General features: G+C 64.2%; 15 protein-coding genes and 2 tRNA genes. 3 read left to right on the top strand and 14 right to left on the bottom strand.

Annotated elements, in window-relative coordinates; all coding sequences use genetic code 11:
* Nucleotides 1-106: 106 nt before the first annotated feature.
* The 7 genes from DFR67_RS27000 to DFR67_RS26970 form a co-directional block, all read right to left on the bottom strand.
* Nucleotides 107-868: an IclR family transcriptional regulator gene (locus tag DFR67_RS27000; protein ID WP_146240551.1), complete on the bottom strand. Its 762-nt coding sequence runs from the start codon at nt 866-868 to the stop codon at nt 107-109.
* Nucleotides 869-885: 17 nt separating this feature from the next.
* Entirely contained in the window at nt 886-1662 is a 777-nt protein-coding gene (locus tag DFR67_RS26995) for an amino acid ABC transporter ATP-binding protein (protein ID WP_342766760.1), read from the bottom strand.
* A 27-nt stretch (nt 1663-1689) separates the two neighbouring features.
* Nucleotides 1690-2574, bottom strand: a complete 885-nt coding sequence (locus DFR67_RS26990; protein WP_110472542.1) for an amino acid ABC transporter permease — start codon at nt 2572-2574, stop codon at nt 1690-1692.
* A complete protein-coding gene (locus DFR67_RS26985) occupies nt 2571-3467 on the bottom strand; it encodes a transporter substrate-binding domain-containing protein (protein WP_110472541.1) in 897 nt (298 codons plus the stop codon). The genes DFR67_RS26990 and DFR67_RS26985 overlap by 4 nt, the downstream gene beginning before the upstream one ends.
* Nucleotides 3464-4657, bottom strand: a complete 1194-nt coding sequence (locus DFR67_RS26980) for a CaiB/BaiF CoA transferase family protein (protein ID WP_110472540.1) — start codon at nt 4655-4657, stop codon at nt 3464-3466. The genes DFR67_RS26985 and DFR67_RS26980 overlap by 4 nt, the downstream gene beginning before the upstream one ends.
* A 713-nt stretch (nt 4658-5370) precedes the next feature.
* Nucleotides 5371-5443: transfer RNA gene (locus DFR67_RS26975), tRNA-Arg, on the bottom strand.
* A gap of 32 nt (nt 5444-5475) precedes the next feature.
* Nucleotides 5476-5567: transfer RNA gene (locus DFR67_RS26970), tRNA-Ser, on the bottom strand.
* Between the two features lie 105 nt (nt 5568-5672).
* On the opposite strand from DFR67_RS26970, the gene hisC reads away from it, so the two are divergent.
* Nucleotides 5673-6734, top strand: coding sequence for a histidinol-phosphate transaminase (gene hisC / locus DFR67_RS26965; protein ID WP_110472539.1), 1062 nt, complete (start codon nt 5673-5675; stop codon nt 6732-6734).
* Here the strand turns inward: hisC and DFR67_RS26960 are convergent.
* Both DFR67_RS26960 and DFR67_RS26955 read right to left on the bottom strand, forming a co-directional pair.
* Nucleotides 6731-7714 (bottom strand): alpha/beta hydrolase, encoded by a 984-nt coding sequence (locus tag DFR67_RS26960; RefSeq protein WP_170135290.1) that lies wholly within the window; start codon nt 7712-7714, stop codon nt 6731-6733. The two genes, hisC and DFR67_RS26960, sit on opposite strands and share 4 nt — an antisense overlap.
* Nucleotides 7715-7776: 62 nt before the next feature.
* The gene (locus tag DFR67_RS26955) at nt 7777-8766 is read right to left on the bottom strand and encodes an alpha/beta hydrolase (protein WP_110472538.1); all 990 of its coding nucleotides are present in this window, start codon (nt 8764-8766) and stop codon (nt 7777-7779) included.
* A gap of 211 nt (nt 8767-8977) precedes the next feature.
* Here DFR67_RS26955 and DFR67_RS26950 point away from each other — a divergent pair, with 211 nt between their 5' ends.
* Nucleotides 8978-9424, top strand: a complete 447-nt coding sequence (locus DFR67_RS26950) for an acyl-CoA thioesterase (RefSeq protein WP_110472537.1) — start codon at nt 8978-8980, stop codon at nt 9422-9424.
* Nucleotides 9425-9437: 13 nt separating this feature from the next.
* Here DFR67_RS26950 and DFR67_RS26945 read toward each other — a convergent pair whose 3' ends face one another.
* Genes DFR67_RS26945 through DFR67_RS26935 form a run of 3 tightly spaced genes read right to left on the bottom strand, consistent with a single transcriptional unit; the run spans nt 9438 to nt 13182 of the window.
* Entirely contained in the window at nt 9438-10682 is a 1245-nt protein-coding gene (locus DFR67_RS26945) for a hypothetical protein (RefSeq protein WP_245938191.1), read from the bottom strand.
* 33 nt (nt 10683-10715) lie between these two features.
* Complete coding sequence (locus DFR67_RS26940; RefSeq protein ID WP_110472536.1) at nt 10716-11849, bottom strand: acyltransferase family protein; 1134 nt, start codon at nt 11847-11849, stop codon at nt 10716-10718.
* A gap of 7 nt (nt 11850-11856) precedes the next feature.
* The gene (locus DFR67_RS26935; protein WP_110472535.1) at nt 11857-13182 is read right to left on the bottom strand and encodes a UDP-N-acetylmuramoyl-tripeptide--D-alanyl-D-alanine ligase; all 1326 of its coding nucleotides are present in this window, start codon (nt 13180-13182) and stop codon (nt 11857-11859) included.
* 98 nt (nt 13183-13280) lie between these two features.
* Here DFR67_RS26935 and DFR67_RS26930 point away from each other — a divergent pair, with 98 nt between their 5' ends.
* Complete coding sequence (locus DFR67_RS26930; protein WP_110472583.1) at nt 13281-14369, top strand: D-alanine--D-alanine ligase family protein; 1089 nt, start codon at nt 13281-13283, stop codon at nt 14367-14369.
* Between the two features lie 4 nt (nt 14370-14373).
* On the opposite strand, the gene DFR67_RS26925 is transcribed toward DFR67_RS26930, so the two are convergent.
* Together DFR67_RS26925 and DFR67_RS26920 are read right to left on the bottom strand one after the other, a co-directional pair.
* Nucleotides 14374-15045, bottom strand: a complete 672-nt coding sequence (locus tag DFR67_RS26925; RefSeq protein ID WP_211325170.1) for a class F sortase — start codon at nt 15043-15045, stop codon at nt 14374-14376.
* Nucleotides 15045-16238 carry an ice-binding family protein gene (locus tag DFR67_RS26920; protein ID WP_158540053.1) on the bottom strand — a complete coding sequence of 398 codons (1194 nt, stop codon included), beginning with the start codon at nt 16236-16238 and terminating at the stop codon, nt 15045-15047. Before DFR67_RS26920 ends, DFR67_RS26925 begins: the two co-directional genes overlap by 1 nt.
* Nucleotides 16239-16583 lie beyond the last annotated feature (345 nt).

The following is a 16583-nucleotide window of genomic DNA, read 5'->3' as shown; positions in this document are numbered from 1 at the left end:
AGGCGATGAGACACCGCCGGCCGGTCCTACACACTCAACACTAAATGGTTCTACCAAATAACCGCAACGTCCGGTCAGGGCGGCCGACTGCAGCAGAGGCGCCGCCTCACGCCTCGTCGAGATGGCCGAGCATGTCCGAGATCTGCCGGTTGGCCGCGGTCAGGCCATCGGCCATCCGCTCCAGTTGCGGATTCATTCGGTCCGTCGGGCCGGCAATCGAGATGCCGGCCATGAGATGGGATTCGGCGAAGAGCCCGATCGCGATGGCCGTCAATCCAGCTGCCGTTTCTCCGCGGTTGTAGGCGAACCCGGTAGCACGGACAGTGGCCAGTTCGTTGTCCATCGTCACGCGTTCTTCTGCGTCGAGAATGTGTGATGTCAGGTAGCTTTCGCGCTCGGCGACGGATCGATAAGCAAGATAGAGTTTCATGATCGACGACGGTCGTGGCTGACTCTTGCGGACCCGCGGTGGCGAGAATCTCACCGGCTGTGCGGATTCCACGAAGTACTGGTATGCGACCGCTTCACCGACACGGGTACCGAGCAACACCGTCTCGTCGAAATCCATTGCCAGCTTCTCGATCACGGGCTTGGCCAACTCGATGACCGATGTCGACGAAGCCGCTGCCAAGCCATTGATCGAGGGGCCGATATGGTATGTCGACCTGCTGCGGAACAAATACCCGGAGTGCTCGAGAGTCCGCACTATTCCGTGTACCGACGACTTCGGGGCGTCCAGAGCCCGGCTCAGCTGCGTGAGCGTCATCCCGCTCTGTTCAGCGGCGACGAGTTCGAGGATGGAGACGACTCTGGAGACCGTCCGGTTGTCCATGGGTGCGGTGCCACCTGCTTTCGACTCACTCCTCACGATTGGTGTGATCCACCCTACTGAGTGTCCTGGTGAGCACTCGCCGTGTGCAACTCGACGTCGAGAAATGCCCTGGCACGTTCGGTCTTGGGCTTGGTGAAGAACTCTGCGGGTGTGCCCGTCTCGCAGACCGATCCATCAGCGAGAAAGACCACCTGGTCGGCGACGTCACGGGCAAACCGCATCTCATGCGTGACGATCACCAGAGTCATCCCCTGCTCAGAAAGAGTCTTGATGATCTTCAGGACGCCGGAGACCAGTTCAGGATCCAGGGCTGACGTCGGTTCGTCGAACAGCATCACCTCCGGTTCGACCATCAATGCCCGGGCGATCGCCACCCGCTGTTGCTGGCCACCCGAGAGCTCACCGGGGTAGGCATCTCGCTTGTCCGGCAGACCGATCAGATCCAGCAGTCGATCAATGCTGTCACTGCGCTCCCGCCGGGAGCCGATGCCCGCGTAGTGGGCACCCAGATCAAGGTTCTGCGCAACCGTCATGTGCGGGAAGAGATTGAACTGCTGGAAAACCATTCCGATCTTCCGGCGTTGCCGACTCTGCTCACGCGATCCGAGCGGAACCAGTTCGGTGACACCGCGACGCTCGACCAAACGGTTACCGATCACATCGGAGCCGAGTCGGACGTAGCCTGAATTGGCATTCACGAGACCGTTCATCACCCGTAGGAGCGTGCTCTTGCCAGACCCTGATGGGCCGAGCAAACAACTGACCGTTCCGTCTTCGACGGTCAAACTCACATCTTTGAGAATTGGTGTGCCGGAATATGTTTTGTTCACTCTGACGACCTCGAGTGTGCTCATGACTCAAACTGCCCTTCTGGTCGAGCGTCCGAGACGCTTTTCGATGAAGTACTGGCCCACCGACGCGATGCTGGTGACCAGCAAGAACCACACAGAGGCGACGATGAGGAGTTCGATCGTGCGCTGATTGTTGTTGCTGATGTTCTGCGCCTCCGTCAACAGATCACCGACCGCCAGGACCGAGACCAGGGAGGTCAGTTTTATCAACGTGATGAATTGGCTGGTGTACGGAGGGATCACGATACGAACTGCCTGTGGCAGAACAACCTTCCGCTGCATCTGCCACCAGGTCAGGCCCAGAGCATTACTCGCCTCGTATTGGCCGCGACCGATCGCGGTGATCCCGGAACGGAAGATCTCCGCGTTGTACGCACCGTCGTGAAGGGCCAGCGCGATGAGCGCCGCCGCGAAACTGCTGATCAGGGAGTTCGTGTCCGCATCCAGCACGGTGACATCTGTCAGCGGGATGCGGATGGTGATACTCGGTATGAAGAGAGCGATGTTACCCAGGATGAGGATCTGGACAATAGTCGGAACGCTCCGGAAGACCCAGGTGTACACCCAGCAGATCGTCCTGAACACCGGTTTGGAGCTCAGTCGGCCGTAGGCCACCACAATCCCGATGATCGTCGCGAGCACCTCGGCCGAGATGGCCAGGACAAGCGTGAGCAGCAGGCCGTGCAAGATGTTCGAGTTGAACATGTAGTGGCCGACAACGCCGTAGTCGAGGTTCTTGTTGTTCGCGACACCGATTGCCGCCACCACGACCAAGACCAGTGCAAGCAATCCCCAGAGCCAGTGGGAGATCGGTTTTGTCCTCCGCACCGGTATCGCTTCGGGGGCGCTCTTGTCCATCGACACGGGCTGGTCCATCGATACCGAGCTCATTTTGTTTCTCCGTTCAACACAGGCTTGTCGATCTTGAGCGACTCAAAGCTCCACCGACGAAGTATTTCCAAGTAGGTGCCGTCGGCGACCATCTTGTCGAACGCTGCCTTGTAGGCGTTCGTCAGCTCCGGATCATCAAGGGGAAGGCCGAATCCGGTGATTCGCTCTCCGAATTGACTTTCGAGTCGAACCTCGTAGACATCGCCCTTGTCGCGTTCGTAGAGAGCGACCGGCGTCGGCTCGATGAAGCCATCGACGCGTCGGGCGCGAACCGCGGTGAGTCCGGCGACCAAGGTCGGATAGCCCTCGACGGTCGGCTTCGTTAGCCCGGCTTCGGCACAGATCTCGCCGATCTGCTCGCCTGCCTGTGCATCCGGCTTGGATCCTGCGGTGATGGCAAAGGCCAGCCCGCAGGCGTCGAGGGGTTCTTCGATTTCGGGGCCACCGGACCGCAGGGTCAGCACGCTGGTCGCGGTCCGGTATAGCGAGATGACGTTGATGGCCTTCAGATTTTCCGGAGTCGGGCTGAATTGCGCTGCGGCGACGTCGATCTTTCGCGACAACAGTGCGGGCGGCAGTCCGGCGTATGGGAGTTGCAGCCACTCGACGCGGAGGCCGAGAATGGCCGACGCGGTGGAGACGAAGTCGACCGTCAACCCCGTGGGTTCGCCCGTGTCACCGGTGCGAAAGTACAACGGCTGACTGGACAGTGGGCTACCCGCGGTCACCGCACCCCGCTCACGGATGTCGTCGGGCAACAGTTCGGCCAGCGCCGGGTCGGCTGCGGGTACAGCCAGCGGAGCCAGGTCTTTGAGTATGAGTCCGCCGTTGTCGGTGGTGCATCCGGCGACGACCACGACCGTCAGCAGTAGTGCACACAATCCCCGGATCATGCGATCGCTCCGGACGCTCGCATCTCAGATATCTCAGACTCAGTGAAACCCACCTCGGCCAACACGCGTTCGGTGTGCTCACCCAACCCGGGAATGGGCCCGTAGGACCACTCCTTGCCCCGCTCGACGATCACCTGTTTGAGAGTTTTCACCGGCCCGGCCGGGGAGTCCGTCTCGACCCACCGATCGCGCGCGATGAACTGCGGATGGTCAGCCACCTCGAGAGAATTGTTGATCTTGGCCCAGGCGATTTCTGCATTGTCCAAAAGCCCACTGAGACAAGCTGAGTCGCGACTGGAGAAGAACTCACCCACGATGGCGTCCACGCCGACGCGATTCTTCGTCCGAGCCACGTTTGTCGCATAGTCGGGATGGTCTGCCAGTTCGGATCGTCCGAGCACTTGGGACGTGAATCTGGCCCATTCCCGATCGTTCTGAATTCCCAACATCAGTGGACCGTCGGATGCCAGGTACGCCCCGTAGGGGACTGCGAAAGGGTGAGCCATTCCGTAGCGGTCGGTCGGTTCGCCGGTGTACTGCGACTTGTAGATGTGGTTGGCGAATGCGTCGGTCATGGAATCGAGCATGGCGACGTCGAAGGTCGCGCCTTCACCGGTTCGTTCGCGCTGGTACAGACCGGTGAGGGTCGCAGCGAACATGTACATGCCCGAAGACACGTCCGCTGCGGAGAAACCGGGTTTGGCCATCTCAGTCGCCGAACCGGTCGCGGCCGTTATTCCGGATTCAGCCTGGATCAAAGCGTCGTAGGCGCGTTTGCCCGAATCCGGCCCGGACGTTCCGTAACCGGTGTTCGACACCGTCACCAGGCGGGGGTACTGCGAGCGCAGCTCATCGCTGGGAAAACCCAGCCGGTCCAGCGCGCCCGGTCCCAGATTCTGCAGCAGCACGTCCGCGCGTCGCAGCAGCTCATCGAGGAGTCGTCTCCCCGGAACAGATCGCAGGTCGATGGCGACGGACTCCTTGCTTCTACTCGTCCACATGAAAACGCTGGACAGGATTCCGTTGATCGCCCGGTCGTAGTCGCGCCCGAAGTCGCCACCGTCGACACGTTCAATCTTGATGACCCGGGCGCCCAGATCGGCGAGTTGACGCGAAGCAAAGGGGGCCGCCACCGCGTGTTCCAACGCGATCACAGTGATTCCGGCCAGTGGTGATGAATCTGTAGGCATTGCGCCTCCGTTGTTCATATATACGAACTTGACGATCAATTCGTTCCTATTTCAGGACCCAAAGTATCGCGTGAATCACACTCCGTCAAGCAGTTGGTCCACGTCATACCACTGTTTTCAGGCGCTGATTTGGATGTTTTGACGACCGCTCTCGCGTCGGAACGGAGGCTTCCGCGGCGTGGCGGGCACGGCGGCGACCCCAACTCCCGGTGCGACGGCAGCAGCGAGTTGGCCGCAGGTCAGTAAGCATCCCATCTGCGCTAATTGGATTTAGCGCAGAAGGCTCACTCGACTCTGTGCGAGCGGCGCGAGTTGCGTCCTGATCGCCAGTCGGGCCGCGGCGACAGTAGACCCTCAGATCGCGATTCCGCTCGTTGACTTCGACAGGCCCAATGCTCCTCTGCGACTCGGCCCGAAACAACGTCAATCGATGCTGCACTCCGGAGAAGCCGCGGGGCTTGTCTGGCAACGAGGCCTCAGATCCGCGCCCCGCACCCTCGGCAAGTCCGCGGCGCGACGGATGGAAACCGTCAGCGAAGACCGCCGAGACCAGCCCATCGCGGCCGAGCCGATGTCCCAGAGGCGACACCGACTGCCGCGATCACTCAACGCTTTGAGGCTGATTTGAGGGCAAAGTGTTGAGTTGAGGCAAAACAGATCAAAATAAATACGGCCCGGACCGCACATGTGTGCAGGTCCAGGCCGTATTTCTGTGCGCCCGAAGGGATTCGAACCCCTAACCTCCTGATCCGTAGTCAGGTGCTCTATCCGTTGAGCTACGGGCGCGTGCTTTTTAAATTTTCGTCAGGCTGGTGCTCTGGCGGAGGCGAGAGGATTTGAACCTCCGGTCTCGTTTTAGCGAGACAACTCATTAGCAGTGAGTCCCATTCGGCCGCTCTGGCACGCCTCCTGGTGGAGTCCTTTCGAACTGCCGAAGCAAAACAGTACACAGCAGATACCGGCCGGAGCAAACCGGCTTGTCGGGGGCGTTTTGGTGTCGCCTAGATTGGATCAGGTGACTCCGCACATTCGCCCCGATCTCGCCGACGTCCCCGCGTACGTCCCCGGTAAGAACATCCCCGGCGCGCTGAAGCTCGCGAGCAACGAGACGACTTTTGGCCCGCTGCCGAGCGTCGCGACGGCGATCGCCGAAGCGGCCGCCGGAATCAACCGTTACCCCGACAACGGCGCTGTCGAGCTGACGGGCGAGCTGGCCAAACACCTCGACGTCGCGCCGGAGAACGTCCAGACCGGGTGCGGGTCGGTCACGCTGTGTCAGAACCTGATCACCATCGCGACCCGGCCCGGCGACGAGGTTCTCTTCGCGTGGCGCTCGTTCGAGACCTATCCCCTGGCGACCTGGGTGGCCGGCGCAAACCCTGTTCAGGTGCCGTTGACCGACGGTCGCGTCCACGACCTACCCGCGATGGCCGACGCCATCACCGACCGCACCCGACTGATCTTCGTCTGCAATCCGAACAACCCCACGGGCACAGTGGTCGATGCCGACGCCCTGGAAGCCTTTCTCGCGCGAGTTCCTTCCGATGTGCTGGTCGCCCTCGACGAGGCCTACATCGAGTATCTGCGGCCCTCTCAGGCGCAGCGGTTCGATGCCATCGAGCTCACCCGGCGGTACCCCAACCTGGTCGTCCTGAGAACGTTCTCCAAGGCGTACGGACTCGCCGGGCTGCGAGTGGGTTACGCGGTCGCAGATCCGGCGGTGACCAACGCCCTGTTGAAGGTCCACGTCCCGTTCAGCGTCAACTCGTTGGCCCAGGCCGCGGCGATCGCCAGCCTGCATGCCGCGCCTGAACTCCTGGCCCGCACCGACGCGATCGCGACCGAGCGCCAGCGCGTCACCGGACGACTGCGGGAGGCCGGGTACTCGGTGCCACCGAGTCAGGCCAACTTCGTCTGGCTCGATCTCGGCGAGGACGCGATCGCATTCGCCCGCGATGCCACCGAGGCCGGCGTCATCATCCGGCCATTCGCCGGCGAGGGTGTCCGGGTCACGGTCACCGAGGCACACGAGAACAACACGTTCCTCGACTTCGCCGAGGCACGCGCCGCCCGCTAGAGCCCGCGAGCGAGAACCGGATACATCACCTCGAGGTCCTCCGCCCAGTACGGCCAGGCGTGGGTGCCGATACGTCGGAAGTGCTCGAAGGGTTGCAGCCCGTCGGCCCGCATGAGGTCGGCGAACTCCTCAGAGCATTCCCGCGCCCCGATTTCGAGCACCGAACCCGTCGCGATCTTCTCGAGGCGGCTGCGGCCGGGGTCGAGGCGGGTCTTCTGATCCAGCGGCCCGGGCACACCTGACCCTGCACCGATGAAGATGTTCTTGCCACGTAGGGCGTCGAGCCGGCGCGCCGGATCGTGGTCGACCCATCCCGCCGAACCCCAGCTACCCCACATATTGGCCGCGTCGCCGCCATCCCTGGCGACGACCGCCCGGATCTGCGCCTCGTTCTGCACCCCCGTGGTGAGTGGACAGCCACTCACCGATCCAACACCCGTGTAGCGGTCCGGGTTGCGGGTCGCGAGCGTGTAGGCAGCCTGCCCACCCATCGACAACCCAGCGATCGCGTTGTTCCCATTGCCGTTGTAGAGCTTGTCGATGAGCGGAGGCAGTTCGACGGTCAGGAAGGTCTCCCACTGCGGGCGGCCGAAGGCCGGGTCGACGCGCTCCCAATCGGTGTAGAACGCACCCTGGCCGGCGGGCAGCACGACGTTGACGTCCTTGTCAGAGAAATATCCCTCCGCGCCGGCCTCGTTGATCCAGTCACTGATTCCGGTTTTACGTCCGCCTCCATCGAGGAGATACAGGCTGCCGCGCGGCTGCGACGTTCGCGGGAACAGCACCGTGATCCGGACCTGGTGGCCCATCGCGGGTGACTTGATCGACAGGTCGTGACGCTGCGGACCGACGACGTCGACCCGCTCCACCGACGCCGCTGCCGGACCTGCCGCCACCACGCCGGGCCAACCCGCCAGCGACACGGCCACGGCCGCCGCAATGAGACCCAGCCGACGGCCGATGCCTACTTTTCGTCCCACTCGGATGTCCTCGCTCTCGCAGGCGGCTCATCGCGAAACCTACAGAGCGGAGCGTGCTGGCACTAGAGCCCGCGAGCGAGAACCGGGTACATCGCCTTGAGGTCTTGAGCCCAGTACGGCCACGCGTGGGTGCCGATGAGGCGGAAGTTCTCGGTCGCGTCGACTCCGTGGGCCCGCATCACGAGGGCGAACTCCACCGAGCATCTGTAGGCCCCGATCTCGAGGGCGGCGCCGGCAGCGATCGTCTGCTCACGGCTCATGCCGTCGTCGAGTTCGGTCGTCTGGTCCAGCGGTCCGGGGATGCCTGAACCAGCGGAGATGTAGAGGTTTTTGCCCCGGAGCGCGTCGAGCCGCTTCGACGGGTCATGGGCGGCCCAGCCCGGCGACCCGAACGGACCCCACATGTTGGTCGCGTCGCCGCCGTCCTTCGCCATCGTCGTCCGTACGTAGCCCTCGTTGGCCAAGCCGGTCACGGGAGGACACCCGCTCAGTGATCCTGCCCCTGTGTAGAGCCCAGGGTGCCGCGAGGCCAACGCGTACGCGGCCTGGCCGCCCATCGACAACCCCGCGATCGCATTGTTGCCGTTGCCGTTGAACGTGGAGTTGATCAGCGGCGGCAGTTCCTTTGTCAGGAACGTCTCCCACTGTGGTTTGCCGACCGCCGCGTCACGCTTTTGCCAGTCGGTATAGAACGCGCCCTTGCCCGACGGCAGGACCACGGTGACGTCCTTGTCGGCGAAGTAACTCTCCGCGCCACCCTTGGTGATCCAGTCGCTGACCTTATCCTCGGCTCCGGCCCCGTCCAGGAGGTAGAGGGTGCCACGCGAATAGCTCAGGTCGGCGGGGGTGAGCACGCTGATCTGGACCTTGCCGCCCATCGCGGGCGACGAGACGATCAGATCGTGTCGCTGCGGCGACACCTCGGTGGTCTTCTCGATCTGCGCCACCCGAGGCGTGGGTTCGGCGAGGGCTACGCCCGCACCTGACACGAGCAGTGCGCCGCATGCGGCGAACGTGCCGAGAACCCGGAACACGCCTGAGGAACGCCGCATCAAATAAACTCCTGGGATTGTGGGACGAGTAGAACGCGAAGGCTACCGACGGCAGTGACCGGAGGGAAAGTCCTCTTACCCAACTCACAGACGACGTCGGGCTCGTGTGGAACTGCAGCCACGTCGCCCGAGACACAAACGCCCAGGCCACGGAGCTGATCACGGGGCTGCCCGCACGACCATCCGCCAACGACCATGGAGAATGCGGCATATGCAAAACGAGACAAACGCTCCCGCCCGTCCTTTCGCGTTTGTCGCGCAGGTGCCGGTGCGATGGTCGGATATGGACGCCTTCGGCCACATCAACCACGCCCGCATGATCACTCTGATGGAAGAGGCACGGGTGGCCTGGCTCATCAGCGCGGGCGAGCAATACGCACCACTGATCAAGAGCGCCATGATCGTGACCGTGGAGGTCAGATACCAGGCTCAGCTGCGTCACGTGGACAGCCCGTTGTCGATCAGCATGTGGATCAAAGGATTTCGTTCCGTGGACTTCACGATCGGATACGAGATCCGCAGCGTCGACGCCCAACCCGACAGCAAGCCTGCCTGTGTGGCGAGCACCCAGATGGCAGTGGTCGACATCGAGAAGCAGCGCCTGCGCCGACTCACCGACCTGGAGAAGAGTTACCTGCAGCAATGGCGGCGAGACTGAGCGTGCGGGCAGATCAGCCCTCGACTTCTTTACGCAACTGCGGCGTACCGCGGGCCGGAGCCGGTGCAGGCGGATGGTCGACCGGCTCACCGAGAATACCCGTGACGTTGCCCTGCAGAATGTTTCGGTAGTCCCGTAGCTGAGAGCGCCCGGCTCCGAGTTGCTCACCCAGCCGGCGGGTGTTCTCGGCGGACATCTCACGCTCCCCCGACCTCGCGATCAGCTGGTCGATACGGAGATCGATCGTGCCGGCGTAGTTCACCTGGTCGAGGACCTGCAGCTCGTGCGCAGCGGCGGCAACGGCGTCGGCGACGTCCCACAACGCACCGACCCGTTCGATCAGCTGTGACCACACGGGCCGCAATTCGGCCTCCCGCGAGCGCAACTGCTCGGCGAGGCGCGCATCTGACTCGGCGACGATGCGGACCCGGTCCAACTCGATTCGGACGGTGCGCAGGTTGATGACGTCGGCCGCGATCTCGGCCAGTTCGGCGTGCACGTTGATCTGCGATCGCTGCACTGCGAAGTGGTCGCTGCGCCAGGCCGCAGAACGGACGATGCGGTCGTAGGCGTTGCCTGCGATGTAGAGCATCGTCTCGTAGCCATCGACGAACTTTGCGGTCGAACCACTCTCGTCGTCGGAGCCGTCGATGATCGCTGCCTTGTCCGCGACCCACTGGCCGGCGCGCGAACGCCCGTCCGACAGCTGCCCGAGAACCCCGGCCGCCGTGCTCGCCGCCATCGCACCTGCGCGACGCAGGTAGTTGTTGTCGAGACTGTTCGGCGCGGGGGTGAACAACAATCCGTTGAACAGGCGCTCCCGTTCGCTGATGTCGAGGTGCAGTCCTTCGCGGCGTTCGCGGCGGATACCTCGAACCGATCCGGCGAAGACCGGTTTGGACGCGGTCACCAGGTTGCGGGCACTGTCGCGGCGACGCCCGAGGGCCACGACCCGCGACTTCACGACGATGGCTGCGACCCTGGGCAACCGCGGATTGCGCAGCTGGTCCTCGAGCTGTGCGATCTCGCGCTGGAGCCTGCGGAGCTCACCGAATCCGCCGATGGCGGGAACGGCCAGACCTGCGGTGGCGCGCCGGACCAGGACCGCGCGGGCTTGGTCGGAGAGGAAGCCGGACGCGATCAGGATGGCGGCCGGGTCCGAGAGATCTGGGTGCTTACCCGGCATCCTCGCCCGATCACACCACCCGCGGATCTGCGCGGCGCCGCCGCCGGCGGTGGATGCAGAGTGCTGGGCCATGGGGTCCTCCGAAAATGGGGCTTTCATCCAGTATTACCGGACAGCGGCGACCGAGGCCTTTTTCCGATGCCACAGCGGTGCCGTGACGCGGTGCAGCGCCCATGCGACCGGCGTCGACAACACTGTCGTGACGATGAACACCCCCACCACTGAACCGGTGAAGATCGGGTAATCGAGCAGGTCCATGACGAGTTCCATGACGATGACGTGCACCAGGAAGAACTCGTACGAGATCTCCCCGAACCACACCACCACCGGCCGGGACATCGCCCTGTCCCACCAGTTGCCCGCCGGCCCGATGGCGAGCGGCGCGACGAGGCAGAAACCGATCACCAGGTAGAGCACCGATTTGATGATGGTCGCCGACACGGTGTTCGGCGTGATCGTCGGCTCCCCCGCCAACGAGGTGCACGAGATCTGGAAGGCGATGATCGCCACCAGGATGGACAACAACGGGTGCCAGGCGTGCACGAGTTGCGCGAGGATCGCCAACAACATGCCGCCTGCGAACCAGGCCAGGAATGCCGGTGCCCACAGCCGGGCCGTGACGTCGATCCCGTCGACCTCGTGGGTGAGGATCGCCCACGCCGGAGTGATCAGCATCAGTACCGACACCGCCGCGATCATGAGTCCCGGCCGCCACCGCCCGCGGCACAGCACCCGGCAGATCAACCACGCGAACACCGGGAGCAGCAGGTAGAAGACGACCTCGGTCGCGAGGGACCACATCTGGGTGAGTCCCGAGTGCAGGTGACCGAACCCGTAGATCTGGGTGAGTGTGAGATTGCGCAGCAAACCCTCGACGCCGTGACCGAGGGTCGAGGTGTCCTCGCGCCAGAGGAAGGTCAGGTAGACGCCGAGGACAGTCAGCCAGTAGGCCGGCAGAATACGTCGTGCGCGATGCCAGAAGTACCGCTGCACATCAGGTTTCGGACCGCCCTCACGCTGGGCGCGTACCCACGGCGAGAACAGCAGGAAGCCGGACAGCACAAAGAAGATCGCGACCCCGACCTCGAGCCGCGCGAAGAACCATCCCTCGAAATCGTCGGTGTACTTGCCGGTCCAGAATCCGGCGTGCGTCGCGCAGACCAGCAACATCGCCAGCGCGCGAATTCCCGTGAGGGAGTCAGTACGCCCGGGAGCATCGATCGGCGGGCCGGACGTCATCGTCGGGTCAGCCGCCCGAAAGGGCTGCAGCCACCCGCTCCAGGGCGGCGACGCGGGAACCTTTGACCAGCAGGGCGTCTCCGGCTCGTACATCGGACAACGCGGCAATCGCTTCGTCCACATCCGCGACGTGCACCGCATCGGGACCGTAGTCGGCCGTGCCGACCGCGATCACCTCGATCCCGAGTGCCCGGGCCCGGGCCGTGACGGCGAGGTGCTCGTCGGGCGCGGACGCGCCGAGCTCGGCCATCACACCCAGCACGGCGATCCGGCGATCGGCCGCGAGTGCGGCGAGCGAGTCGAGCGCAGCCGCCATCGACGTCGGGTTGGCGTTGTAGGCGTCGTTGAGAATGAGGACATCACCGGCGGTCCGGGTCAGTTCCATACGCAGTCCGGAGATGGAGGCACCGGACAGACCTGCCGCGATCGCTTCGACGCCGACTCCGATGCCGCCGGCCGCAGCAGCCGCGGCCAGGGCGTTGGACACCTGGTGCTCGCCGCGGGCGGCGAGATTCACCTCCGCCGAACCCCACGGGGTGCGCAACGTGAACCCGGCCCGCAGTTCGTCGTCCATGCGGACGTTCTCCGCCCGCACATCGGCATCGGCGGAGAGCCCGAACCGCAGCACCCGGGCGCTGGTCCGCGACGCCATGGCGGCGACCACGGGATGGTCCGCATTGAGCACTGCGATGCCGTCGTGGGGTAAAGCCTCGATCAGTTCGCCTTTGGCCCGCGCCACCGACTCGAGATCACCGAACAACTCGAGGTGCACACCTTCGACCCTGGTCACGATGCCGACCGTCGGGCGGGCGATGTCGCACAGCAGCGCGATGTGTCCCACGCCCCGCGCGCCCATCTCGACGACGACCGCCTCGGTGTCGTCCGCCGCACCCAGCAGGGTCAGTGGCAGACCGAGTTCGTTGTTGAAGGATCGTTCGTTGGCGGCGGTCTTCAACGTGGTGGCGAGAACACCGGCCAGCAGATCTTTGGTGGAGGTCTTGCCGACCGATCCGGTGACGCCGACGACCGGCCCGCTCAAGCGGTTGCGCGCGGCCCGCCCCAGGTCGGCGAGGGCGAGGGCGGTGTCGGGCACCTCGATCGCGGCCACCTCATCACTGCGATCGATACCGTCGCGATCGGTCAGGAACGCCGAGGCGCCCTTGTCCAGCGCGGTGGGGATGAAGTCGTGGCCGTCGCGCTCGGCGACGATCGGTACGAACAGCTGCCCCGGCCGGACGCTGCGCGAGTCGATGCTCGCACCGTCGATCTCCAGGTCCGGTCCGGCCAGAGAGCCGCCGGTTGCCGCTGCCACGTCGCTCGCCTTGAATCGCACGCGTCGACGCTACCGTCCGTCACCCGTCTGGGCACACCCCGAACCTCTCCACGACGACCGCGGGGGCTCTGTGAGAGTCAGTGGGTATCGTGTCGGCCATGTCAGAACCCGCAAGTGATGGCCGTCTGCGGCTCCTGGTCCTCTTCGGTGGCGCGTCCGCCGAACACGATGTGTCGTGCGTTACCGCTGCTCACGTGCTCGCGGCAGCAGACCGGACCAAATACGACCTGATCCCCGTCGGCATCACCAGGGACGGTACGTGGATCCGCAACGACAAGGCGATCGCCGCCCTTGCCGAGGCGACACCTGCGCTACCCGATGCTCTCGAACCCGCTGGTACGGAAGTGGAGCCTCTGCTGGAAATCGCCGGCACCGACAACCGACCCACGGTCGTGTTGCCTCTTCTGCACGGGCCACACGGGGAGGACGGAACCGTCCAGGGGATGCTCGAGCTGGCCGGAGTCCCCTACGTGGGCAGCGGCGTGCTCTCGTCAGCCCTGTGTATGGACAAGGCGATGACCAAAGTCGTTGCCGCCCAGGCCAGGATTCCTCAATGTCGATGGATCGAGTTCCGCGCCGGCACCGGCGAGAGGGCTCAGCTCGTCGAGCGCACCATCGCCGAGCTCGGATTGCCCGTCTTCGTCAAGCCGGCCAATCTCGGTTCATCCGTGGGCATTTCCAAGGCGCATGACGCAGCCGAACTCGCCGAGGCCATCGATCTCGCCCTGCGTTACGACGAAGTCCTCGTGATCGAGGAAGCGGTCACCGCACGCGAGATCGAGGTCGCGGTGCTCGGCAACCTGACCCCAGAAGCCTCCGTCGCCGGCGAGATCCGGCCGGGGTCGGACTTCTACGATTACGCGGACAAGTACGTCAACGGTGCTGCAGCACTGGTGATACCGGCCGATCTGCCCCCCGAGGACTCGGATCGGGTGCGAGAACTCGCCGCCGCCACTTTCAGTACGCTGCGCTGCTCGGGCATGGCTCGAGTCGATTTCTTCTACGAAGAAGGCGGACGCGGCTGGCTCCTCAACGAGGTCAACACGATTCCCGGATTCACTCCGGCATCGATGTACCCCAAACTGTGGGAAGCATCCGGACTGAGCTACCCCGCACTCATCGACCGCCTCGTCGAACTGGCCTCGCAGCGCCACGAGATCCGGTCAGGCTTCTCGGTCGACCACTGAGATCTCAGCGGCTCCCGACCAGGGTGGCGAAGGCGACGATGTTGTCGTCGTAGCTGTCGGCGCTCTCGTCGAACGCCCCTCCGCAGGTGATCAGCCGCAGCCCGGGATAGTCGAGACTGCCGTAGATCAGGTCTGTCGGGAATTCGGCTTTGGCGAACGCCGAGACCCGGGTGACCTCGAATTGTGCGACCGTGCCGTCCTGCCGGGTGACCGAGATCGCGGCACCCTCTTCGACGTTCCGGAGATCGAAGAAGACGCCTGGCTCACCGTCCCAATCCACGTGTCCCGCAATCACTGCGGGGCCGTCTTCACCGGGGGTCGGGGCGCCCGTGTACCAACCGGCGGGAAAGCCGCCGGGCGGCACCTGCATGGCGCCGGTCTGATCGAGCCCGAGGCCCATCAACTTCGAATCCACCCCTATGGAGGGAATTTCGATGCGGGTGGGCGTGGATTTGACCAGTCCGGCGGGGCCGGTTGCTACGCGCTGCACCGAGTCGGCTGTCGGGGCGGGACTCTGCGACGTCAGAGCCGATGTCGGCGAGTTTGCGGAGAACTGGTCGCCGCCGCCACAGCCGGTGAGCACCAAAGCCATCGAAGCGAGAAATGCGCAGAGCACCAACAGTTGCCTGCGTCCCCGCCGCCCGGTATGGGCGACGGGGACCTGCAGCGATGTCACTACGCCGACGTCGAGACGGCGAAGTCCAGTTGGCGAGCCCACGCGGCGACGAGGCTCGTGCTGCCGTCACCGGTGTCGACCGATCCGCGCGGAACGTTCGGAACCTGGTTGCCCGGGGACGGAGCTTGCGGCGTGGTGATCGGGCCTTCCTTGCCACCCCCCTGACCTTGCGGTCCCTCTTCGCCCGGCGAACCCGGCTGTCCTGGGGTGCCCGGCTGTTCCGGGGTACCTGGCTGCCCTGGGGTGCCCGGCCCGCCCGGTGTTCCCGGTTGACCCGGTGTTCCCGGTTGACCCGGTCCTCCTGGCCCTCCCGGCTGACCCGGGAGTCCCGGGATGCTGGGCAGTCCCGGAATACTGGGCAGTCCCGGGATCACCGGAACCGGCGGCGTCACGACAGTCGGAACCGTCGTCGAGGTGGTGGGCGGAGTCGTGGTGGGCGGAGTCGTGGTGGTCGGCTCCGTCGTCGTCGTGGGAACGGTCGTCGTTGTCGTCGGCCCCGTCACACACGCCGACCGGCTGATCGTGTTGGTGTCGAGGGTGAGACCCGCCCCGAGCGAGATCAGTCGACCATCGATGACCGCGCGCGTCTGTGCCGCGATCAAGGCCTGGGCAAACAGATTGCCGACAAAGACCGAATCCGTCCCGAGGGTTGCCTCGGTGCCCACCTGCCAGAAGACGTTGCACGCTTGCGCGCCGTTGATCATCGACACCCTGCTACCGGATGCGGTGATCAGGGTCGAGGTGCCGGCCTGGAAGACGAAGACCTTGTTGGGATCGCCCTCGGCGTCAAGGGTGAGAGTTCCGGTTATCTGAAAACTCGTAGCGTTGTTGTAGACACCCGATTTCAGTGTCAATCCGCCCAGTTCGGTGGGCTGCGCCTGCTTCGGCTCTTGGCCGGCAAGATTGGTGTACGCGGCCCGCGCATCGTTCTGCGCGAGCAGAGGCACCGGGCCGGCGGAGTACCGCTCACCGCTGTAGCCGATGCCGCCGTCGATTGCGGTACCCGGCGACGTCCCGATGTCGCCGGTGACCGTGGTGGCACCGGTGTTCGTGATGGACGCCGCTGCGAGCACTCCAAAGCTGCTCGCTGTGGCCAAGCCCGGATCGAGGGGCTCTGCAGCCGCAATGCCATTTCCCATCGCTGCGCCCGCGACACACACTGCGAGGACAGATGCGGCCGAGATCGCCTGCATGCCACGTCTTCGGCGGTTGAAATCAGAAAGTAGTTGGAATTGCAGGGCTCGTCGCATGTAGCAACCACGCCAATCTTGTGCTCAGCAGATCAATGATTGCGCCGTCGATCGGCCAGTCACCGTTCACGTCCATCCGAGCAAACTGAGGAGCCCCCGCGAGCCTGAATCGCCTGGACTGTAAAGACATTTCCCAGGCTTGGAAAATCAACTGTCGTTACAGGCCGCTGATTCGAATTGAACGCTTAAAAATATCAAAAGTCAACGATTTAAATATCGCGCGCCAACTCCCAGGCATCAGCAATGCACGAAAATATGTACATCGAGAGGCACTGAGCTGCACTGACC

It is taken from the genome of Williamsia limnetica (assembly GCF_003217475.1).
In the GTDB taxonomy this organism is placed as follows: Bacteria; Actinomycetota; Actinomycetes; order Mycobacteriales; family Mycobacteriaceae; genus Williamsia; species Williamsia limnetica.
This window is presented reverse-complemented; position numbering and strand designations above follow the sequence as displayed.